This window comes from Sphingomonas sp., from assembly GCF_039594485.1.
GTDB lineage: Bacteria > Pseudomonadota > Alphaproteobacteria > Sphingomonadales > Sphingomonadaceae > Sphingomonas.
The window spans coordinates 26692-35619 of record NZ_JBCNNI010000040.1; the positions used below are offsets into that span (position 1 = coordinate 26692).

The 8928-nt window shown below is 62.5% G+C and carries 8 protein-coding genes; 5 read left to right on the top strand and 3 right to left on the bottom strand.

Annotation, left to right across the window (positions count from 1 at the left end; translation table 11 throughout):
• The first annotated feature begins 36 nt into the window (after positions 1-36).
• The 4 genes from ABDV78_RS16275 (at position 37) to ABDV78_RS16290 (ending at position 5027) form a co-directional block, all read left to right on the top strand.
• Complete coding sequence (locus tag ABDV78_RS16275) at positions 37-984, top strand: DUF1837 domain-containing protein (RefSeq protein WP_343528498.1); 948 nt, start codon at positions 37-39, stop codon at positions 982-984.
• Positions 981-3572, top strand: a complete 2592-nt coding sequence (locus ABDV78_RS16280; protein ID WP_343528500.1) for a DEAD/DEAH box helicase — start codon at positions 981-983, stop codon at positions 3570-3572. The genes ABDV78_RS16275 and ABDV78_RS16280 overlap by 4 nt, the downstream gene beginning before the upstream one ends.
• A 37-nt stretch (positions 3573-3609) precedes the next feature.
• Positions 3610-3909 (top strand): DCL family protein, encoded by a 300-nt coding sequence (locus ABDV78_RS16285; RefSeq protein ID WP_343528502.1) that lies wholly within the window; start codon positions 3610-3612, stop codon positions 3907-3909.
• 110 nt (positions 3910-4019) lie between these two features.
• On the top strand, positions 4020-5027 hold the full coding sequence (locus ABDV78_RS16290) for a restriction endonuclease (protein ID WP_343528504.1): 1008 nt from the start codon (positions 4020-4022) through the stop codon (positions 5025-5027).
• A gap of 638 nt (positions 5028-5665) precedes the next feature.
• Here the strand turns inward: ABDV78_RS16290 and ABDV78_RS16295 are convergent.
• From ABDV78_RS16295 to ABDV78_RS16305, 3 genes are all read right to left on the bottom strand, one after another.
• Positions 5666-6859 (bottom strand): IS91 family transposase, encoded by a 1194-nt coding sequence (locus ABDV78_RS16295; protein WP_343528506.1) that lies wholly within the window; start codon positions 6857-6859, stop codon positions 5666-5668.
• 6 nt (positions 6860-6865) lie between these two features.
• On the bottom strand, positions 6866-7771 hold the full coding sequence (locus tag ABDV78_RS16300; RefSeq protein WP_343528508.1) for a tyrosine-type recombinase/integrase: 906 nt from the start codon (positions 7769-7771) through the stop codon (positions 6866-6868).
• A 201-nt stretch (positions 7772-7972) separates the two neighbouring features.
• Complete coding sequence (locus tag ABDV78_RS16305) at positions 7973-8530, bottom strand: helix-turn-helix transcriptional regulator (RefSeq protein WP_343528510.1); 558 nt, start codon at positions 8528-8530, stop codon at positions 7973-7975.
• Between the two features lie 91 nt (positions 8531-8621).
• Between ABDV78_RS16305 and ABDV78_RS16310 the strand changes: the two genes are divergently transcribed.
• A complete protein-coding gene (locus tag ABDV78_RS16310) occupies positions 8622-8774 on the top strand; it encodes a hypothetical protein (protein ID WP_156884259.1) in 153 nt (50 codons plus the stop codon).
• Positions 8775-8928: the final 154 nt, after the last annotated feature.

The following is an 8928-nucleotide window of genomic DNA, read 5'->3' on the forward strand; positions in this document are numbered from 1 at the left end:
GGCGTGATCATTCAATTGTATGGGTGGAGGGTCGGTTTGTCGAATATAACTGACGCTGACCTTGCGGCCGCGCTGACGGGGGATCCGGAGGCGCTCGACATTCATCTCTCGCTGATCGAGCGAGACGTTTTGATCGACGGTCATGCGGTTAAGGTTCACTGCCATTGCCTGGCCGTAGACGCGAACGGCCGCGTCCAGCCGTACCGGCTTGCCGAGTTCATGCGCAACGCGGTCGCGGACTATGCAATTCCGAGGTTCCAACTCGCGAAGGCCAAGGAACGCGATCAGAAATACAAGAGCACCGAGGCGGTCACTGCCTTGGTGGAACAGGCAAAGCGGTCTTTCACAGATCTCGCCAAAACGGGGGAGGGTGGCGAAATGCTTCTCTTCCTACTGGCAGAGCGCTTTCTCAAACTCCCACAGATCCTATGTAAAATGGATCTGAAAACCGACTCGCGCATGCATTATCACGGCGCCGATGGCGTCTATGCGGGCGTCACGCCTGATGGCGTCCTAAAGCTCTATTGGGGCGAGTCAAAGGTCTACAAGAACGTGGTATCCGCCATCCAGGATTGCCTGTCCTCGCTTGCGCCGTTCCTCGTCGAGCCCGAGCATGAAGACGCCGAACGTGAACGTGATCTCATCCTGCTCAGCGACAAGGCCGATCTGAGCGATCCCGCGCTTACCGAGGCCCTGAAGCGCTATTTCGACAAGACTTCGATCCAGTCCCGGCGCGTCCAATACTGTGGCGTTGCTTTAATCGGCTTCGATGCCGAGTTCTATCCCGGCGGCGGCGTGAAGGCAATTGGCGACCAGCTCGCCGAAGCCGCCCGGCTGGCACTGGAGACGTGGCGCAAGAAAATTGGCGAGCGCCTCCAGACTGAAAAGCTCGACCAGTTCGAAATCGAGTTCTTCTGTCTTCCGCTGCCTTCAGCAGATGAATTTCGCAAAGCCTTTCTAAAAGCGATGGGAATAGCGGAATGAGCATCGCCGATCTCCAGAGCTGGTTGGTCGAAGAGGGGATCGAGGAGGAGCTCGACCTGCTCACGCGCCACACCGTGCGCGGCGAAATCAGCAATCTTGTTCCGGAGCCCGTCTCCGTGGCGTCGACCGTTGACTGGCAACGGCTGCTTTTGGCCGGCAGCGTCCTCGCCCGGTCTGACACACGCTTCCACCAGGAAGCCGCGCTGCGAATCGCGACCAGCGCGGTCACGATGTCCAAGAGCGCTGCCGTCATTGATGCAGGCGCGGTCCTCTTGGGCAAGCTGTCAAACTTTCGGGCGGTGGCCCTTGCCCGCAAGCGAGCGCTGCTCGCCGACGATCTGGACGGACGGCTCGGGATGAGCCTGCGGATAGAAGCGCAGCGGCGGCAGATGGATCAGGCGGTCCTTGTTGAATCGAGCGGGCACTGGCTGCAGGTCAACGATTTCCAACAGCGCTTCTGGGAGAAAGCCGCCGTCAACGGCTGGATATCAGCGTCGGCGCCGACCGCGTCTGGCAAGACCTTCCTCGTCCTCCAGTGGCTGATCGATCAGATGCACGACGGCACCAAGCGCGTCGCAGTCTACCTTGCACCCACTCGAGCGCTCGTCGCCGAGATCGAGACCAATCTGGAGCTACTGCTTGGCAAGTCCGGAGCAATCCAGATTTCATCGCTGCCGCTGACCGAGAAATATGATGCCGCGCGGGTCGGCGGCTCGCCGCTGATCCTCGTCTTTACACAAGAGCGTCTTCATCTTCTTGCCAACCTCGTCGGTGACGACATCGCGATTGATCTCCTGATCGTCGATGAAGCCCACAAGATCGGCGATAACCAGCGCGGTGTCATTCTTCAGGATGCGATCGAGCGTGTCAGCCGCGCCAATCCGGCGCTCAAGCTCGTCTTCATCAGCCCAGCCACCCAGAATCCTGGCGAGCTACTGGCTGACGCGCCCGAGGGAACTGAGACGGCGCCGGTCGACAGCGACGTGCCCACCGTTCTCCAGAACGTCATTATCGCCGAGCAGGTGCCCCGCAAACCCAAGCTCTGGAACCTCTCCGTCGTTAAACCTGACGGCAAGCAGTCAATCGGGACGCTTAGACTTGCCAGCTCGCCGACCGGTCCTGCCAAGAAGCTCGCCTTCATCGCCGCCGCCGCGGGCGAGCATGGCGGAACCCTCGTCTATGCGAACAGAGCGTCAGACTCCGAAGAGATAGCCGATCTCATCAGCCAGCTCATCCCGGCTAGGGCGGTCGTGGACAAGGAATTGCTGGAGTTGGCCGACCTGACCCGCAAGGGCGTGCATCCGCAATACCGACTGGCGCCGCTCGTCGAGCGCGGCGTCGCCTTCCACTACGGCAATATGCCGTCGCTCATCCGGCTCGAAATTGAACGGCTCTTCCGAGCTGGCAAGATCCGGTTTCTCGTCTGCACCTCGACCCTCATCGAAGGCGTGAACCTATCCTGTCGGACCATCGTGCTGCGCGGGCCGCGCAAGGGGCTCGGCAATCCGATGGAGCCGTACGATTTCTGGAATCTGGCTGGCCGCGCCGGCCGCTGGGGTGACGAGTTCCAAGGCAACATCATCTGCATCGACCCCGGCAATCCCCAGGCTTGGCCGCATGGCGTACCCGCGCGCGCGCGCTATCCCATCAAGCGCGAAAGTGACGCTGTCATTGAGACCGGCGCGGGCCTAGCCGACTATTTAAATCGCAGGGTATCGGCCGACCTTTCGGACCTTCATGAGGCGGATCAATATGAGCAGGTCGGTTCCTATCTGCTCACGACCTTCCTGCGGCTCGGGTCCATTGCCAAGGCTGGCCTGGCAAAACGCCACGACAAGGATCTTATCGAGCGGCTCGACGCGAACCTCGCGGCCATCGCCTCGCAGATCGAGATCAGCCCTGAGATCGCCAATCGTCACCCTGGGATCAGTGCGCTTGGCCTTCAGCGGCTGCTCGACGCCTTCCGCCGATACGAGGGGGATCCCGAAAACCTGTTGCCCGCGCCGGTGGACAGTGAAGACAGCTATGACCGGTTTGTCACGATCATGCGGCGTATCGACCAGAACATGTTTCCGGCATTTCTACCCGAGGGCCTGATACCGCTTTATGCTCGCATCATAGTTCAATGGCTTAAAGGCTTTTCCTTAGCCATGATGATCCGGCGGAACATCGAATATCACGTCCGTAACAACCGGGCCTACAAGCTGCCAGCTCTTATTCGGCAGACCATGGAGCATGTCGAGCAGATCGCTCGGTTCAAGGCGCCAAAATATTTCTCCGCCTACATGGATGTGCTGTATATCCACCTGCGTGCTATCGGTCGGCAGGATCTTGTCGAGGACGGCATCGATATCGGGACGCAGCTGGAGTTTGGCGTGTCGTCCCGCACGCTCCTGTCGCTGATGGAGCTTGGCCTGTCGCGCATGAGCGCAGTCGCCCTTTACGAGAAGATTGCGAGGGACGATCTCGACAAGGACCAGTGCCTGGAGTGGGTGGCTGACCGCGTCAATGAGTTCCCGGGCATGGGCATCCCGGAGATTATTCTTCGCGAGATCCTCGAACGACTCTATCCTGACTCTGAAGGCTAAACCGCACTAAGTGCCTCCTAATCGAGAAGGTGATTGCATGCCCTCCAAGCCCATCATGATTGGCGCACTCGATTTTCCAAGCCGAGGAGACGCTTATGCGTTTCTGAAGGCCATCCTCGCCCGCTATGACGTCGGTGATAAGGTGAACGCAGCGGACAGCGCCATCCTGCGCGACGCGCTCGCATTGCACCCCGAATCATCAATTAAGATCGATAGCGGGATCCAATCATTCAGCGTGCGAACCGCAGACTTCGGGACCAAGTGCTTCTGGGTGAACCGCGTCGATGGTTCCACAGAGAAGTTTGCGCTGCGTGCCTGCGTCTACGGCAACAAATAAGTCCGAGGCGCGGGCAAATCGCTACTGATCAGACACTGCGCGCCTTCGAGCAGTGTCAAGCATTCGGCGGCGCTTCGAGCTTCCACTAACATGCAGGAACCGTTTGCCCGATGGGCCACATCATCATGCCCGCCTTTGCATTCCGCACCGCGCTTAGCGAAGATGCAGGAGTCCGGTCGGGCTTCGCGCTCACCGAAGCTAACATGCTCGCCCATCTGCCTGCGGAAAATGCTCTCCGCGAAGGCCTCGAAAGCGATAAGGTCTTGCGCGTACAGTCTGAAGACTATGCCGAAACGGTAGGTGACCTGCTCCATGCCATTGGTGCGGTCGAGCAGCCCGGAATGCCCACACTCGGTATGCGGCTCATGCGGTTGCTGGACCGCGATTGGCGCGACCTGTTCGCGATCGACACAATGCTGGAGCTGGAGGCTGTCGCCAGTCACTATCTCCGCCTGCGCAACAGCAACGATGAAGGACAGGCCGCGCTTCTCGCGGAACTTCGGACGATGGTGGGTGGGCGGCCCGGCGTGTGGGATGCGCTTCAGGAGGCCATGACCTTCCACCTAGCCTTTTCACCTTTCTTTACGCGTACGGTCGACATTACCAGCCAGATCGCGCTAGACGATCTCTTCGCCAGCGAACGTCTTCCTATTGATGCGGACACCTTTTTCGACCAGCGCTTCATTAATTACTTAGGGAGCCAGCCAGAGCGGCTAAGGGACATTCACTGGCGACAGTTCGAGGCCTTGGCCGCCGAATGGTTTCAACGCGAAGGCTACCAGGTTGACCTCGGCCCCGGCCGCAACGACGGCAGCATCGACCTGCGCATGTGGAACGCCGATGCGGAATCCGGCGGGCCACCGGCCATCATTGTCCAGTGCAAGCGCCAGGCGCGCAAGGTAGAGCGGGTTGTCGTCAAAGCCCTTTACGCCGACGTGCTTCACGAGCAGGCCGCCACCGGTATGATCGTAACGACGAGCGATATCAGCCCCGGCGCGGCAAGCGACATCAGCGCGCGCGCATATCCGATCACCACCGCTAACTACGCTCAAGTCCACGCGTGGATTCAGGCGATGCGACAGCCCGATGCCGGCGTGATCGCAGGAGACTTTGCATGACCTGGAGCCCAGCAGACCGCGTTCCTAGGCAGCCTAATCTCGCGCGGAAGTTATCAGCCCGCAACGGCTAAGATGCGCAAACTTGAAGCTGAACGAGCGTTCGATCTTGAGAAGCGCGCAGGACGGTTTGAGCGTCACTTTTTGTGCCTGGTGTCATAACCGGTCGGTTGTAACCTCCCCGTTGACGCACGGGTTCGTGCTGATTTCAAAGTGTAAAAAGGCGCGTCTCAAGTCCGCTCACAGGTCGTGGGGAAGGCCCGTCCACGGCCCCCTGCCCTGCCGCCTGAACGACCGTCCCCTTTGTCGTGATCGACGCCCGAAAGCGGACGGGCCGCTTACCTGAAGGGTTTCGGGCGCCGGCAGGCGTACGAAAGTCTTGGAAGCCCGAACCCGCGGGCCGCGAGCGGTGTACTATGGGATTTTCGGTTTTCGGCCCGCCAGGATGACGAGGGGCACGGCGTGTGCGGGCTCGACCCTGGATGCGGACGGTCTGAATCTGGGTGGCCATGACGGGCTAACGCGCGTGGGCAGATCAGCTTGGTTCAAGGTAGCGACCTCGCTGATGGCGATCGGCGCAGGTGACATCGGCTCCGCAGGCATGAATGCTGCAGGGTATGGTGCTGTCAGGCCGTGCCGGGTCACGACGCCTGTGTCCCGGGTAGCGCCGCAGAAGATGGGGGCGCGCGGGGCCGGCGCTGACGTTCGAAGGTCTCGATGACGACCATGTGCCCGCCGCAGCACGGGCATGGCGGGCGGGTGTCGTCCGGCTCGACCCGCGCATCGGCCGTGACCGGCGGAGCGACCCCGAGCAGCTGGCGGACGTGGTCGAGATGCGCCTTGCAGGTGGCGCCCGCGAGCAGGCCATAGTGACGGATGCGGTGGAAGCCCTTCGGCAGGACGTGGAGCAGGAAGCGGCGGATGAACTCGTCGGCGGCGAGCGTCATCACTTGCTGCCGGTCGGCGCCGCCCCGGCGATAGTCCTTGTAGCGGAACGTCACCCCGGCCTCGTCGAAGCGCAGGAGCCGGCTGTTCGAGATGGCGACGCGGTGGGTATAGCGCGACAGGTAGGCGAGCACCGTCTCGGGTCCGGCGAACGGCGGCTTGGCGTAGACGACCCAGCGCTTCTTCCTGACCGGCGCGAGATGACGCAGGAACGCGCGCCGGTCGTCGAGGTGGGAGAGGCTGCCGTAGAAGGCGAGCCGCCCGGCTTCGCGCAGCGCCATCAGCCGGGTGAGGAACAGGCGGCGGAACAGCTTGCCCAGGACCCTGACGGGCAGCAGGAATGCCGGGCGTGAAGATATCCAACGACTGCCGTCGGGCGAGAGACCGCCGCCCGGCACGATCATGTGGATGTGCGGGTGGTGGGTCATGGCCGAGCCCCAGGTGTGGAGCACGGCGGTAATGCCGATGCGGGCGCCAAGATGCTTCGGGTCGGCAGCGATGGTGGTCATCGTCTCGGATGCCGCATGGAATAGCAGGCCGTAGAGCGCCGCCTTGTTCTGGAGCGCGATGTCGGCGACCTCGGCGGGCAGCGTGAAGACAACGTGGAAGTAGCCGACCGGCAGCAGGTCGGCCTCACGCTCGGCGAGCCACGTGCGTGCGGCCGCGCCCTGGCACCTGGGGCAGTGCCGGTTGCGACAGGAGTTGTAGGCAACTCGCCAGTGCCCGCAGTCGGTGCAGGCCTCAACGTGCCCGCCCATGACGGCGGTGCGGCAATGTTCGATGGCCGACATGACCTTGAGCTGGTCGAGGCTCAGGTGGCCGGCGCGGGCGGCCCGGTATGCAGGACCGGCAGCGCGGAAGATGTCGGCGACCTCAATGGAGGCGCGCACGCTCGCTCAGCCGCTGGGCGGCCTCGCTTCAATGGCCACCATCGCCAGCCGGTCGAATGGACTGGTCACGTTGTGCAGCACCCGGGTGGCGACCTGCGTGTAATAGGCCGTCGTCTCCAGCTTGGCGTGCCCCAGCAGCGTCTGGATGATGCGGACGTCGATTCCGTCTTCGAGGAGGTGGGTCGCGAAGCAGTGCCGCAGCGTGTGCGGCCCGACGCGCTTGCCGATGCCTGCCGCCACGCTTGCCTCTACGACGATGCGGTGAAGCTGCCGGGTGCTAAGCGGCTTGAGGTAGTGCTGGCCGGGGAACAGCCAGCCGTCGACGTGCAACACGCGCTCCCGCCGACCGACCCGCCACCACTCCCGCAGCAAGGCCAGCAGCCCGGTCGGGAGCATGGCGTTGCGGTACCGCCCACCCTTGCCGCGCTCGACCCTGAGCAGCATCCGCTCGCTATCGATGTCGCGCACCTTGAGGGCGGCGACCTCGGCCGCGCGCAGTCCCGCACCATAGGCGACCGACAGCGCCGCCTGATGCTTGAGGCACGTGGTCGCGTCGAGCAGCCGCGCCACCTCGTCCCGGCTCAAGACCACCGGTAGCTTGCGCTCATGCCGCATGCGGACCAGCTTGCGCGCCAAGTCCGGCCGGTCGAGCGTCTGCGTGAAGAAGAACCGCAACGCCGACACGATGGCGTTCATGGTCGGCGCCGGCACACCTAGATCGCCTTGCTCGATCTGGAAGCGCCTCACGTCTTCCGCCGTTGCGGTGTCGGGCGAGCGTCCCAGGAACGTCGCAAACCGCCCGACATCGCGGATATAGTTGCGCTGCGTCTCGCGACCGAAGCGCCGTATATCCATCTCGTCGATGAGACGCTGGCGCAGTGGGCTGACGGCAACGGGTACGAGGGTGGTCATGGCAGGGCTCCTTCTGGTGGAGCCCCGATGGTCTGCCTGCCTCCCGCCGCGCTCAACCGCCGCACGGCGCCCGTTACATCACCTCAGCCGCGTCCCGCACGCCCCTCCCGCGCAGCGGGTTCGTGCATCCACCAGTTTTTCAGCATTCCTACCGACATCATGAGGTCGGTGGTCAAACTGCCTTATAGGACAATGTGTCGTTCATTTCTGATAACTGGGATGGATAGGTCGAACCCCGCCCCCTGCGACATTTGCCAGGACGGGGTGAGTGAACGCGATCAACCGGTCCTGCAGTTCTATCGCCAGGTAATCCGGGTGCCAGCCAAAGACCGCAGACTTACCGCCCTGCCCGCGTTCGATCCTCGATAGCTGCGACGCGGATATGCCACTGTAGCGCGCCAGGTCCGACAGGCTCCATCCCAATGCGATGCGCCCTGCCCTCAATGCTCGACAGAGAGTGTCGCGCTGCAGATCCTGCAGCGTGTCAGGTATCCGCCGAGGTGGTGAGCGCGTCACACCGGGCTCGGCAACATCAGACCAGTCGATCCCGAAAATGTCGATGATTGCCTCCAGCGTCTCGGAGCGTGGCCAGGCTCGGTCATGCTCAATCCGCGACAGCGTTACCCGGCTAATGCCGACGCGGTGTGCGAAGAGCTTGGGCGGCAGAGGCCCATCTGTGCCGGTGCCGGCCAGCCGGTGCGCCCGGATGATCTGGCCAAGGTTGTCCTTGAGCCTGGCATAGCCAGGCGGGAGGCGCATCCGGGCGGGCTTTCGATGGGCCATCGAAATACGATCTAACGATTGTGTATCGTTGATGCACGCCTGATTTTTGTCTTCCTATCACCGCCCCATGGCCATTGCGCGGATCTCGTGGGTGAAAAATGCAAAAAGCGAGAAGGCTTTGGCCGAACTCGTGCAGCTGCTCGCCCGGCAGCTGGCGGCGGAACACCGCCACACCACGTCCTCCGCACGGCCCCCAACAGAAAAGGCTTCATCCTCATGAACATTTCCGGCCAACGTCGCGTCGCACTGTACGGCAGACATTCGACCGCCCTACAAACGGCCACGTCGTCCGACGATCAGGTTGCGGCGTGTGCGCCCCTCGTCAATCTCCTTGGTGGCAGGGTCGTAGCAACCTGGCTCGATCCAGAGATTTC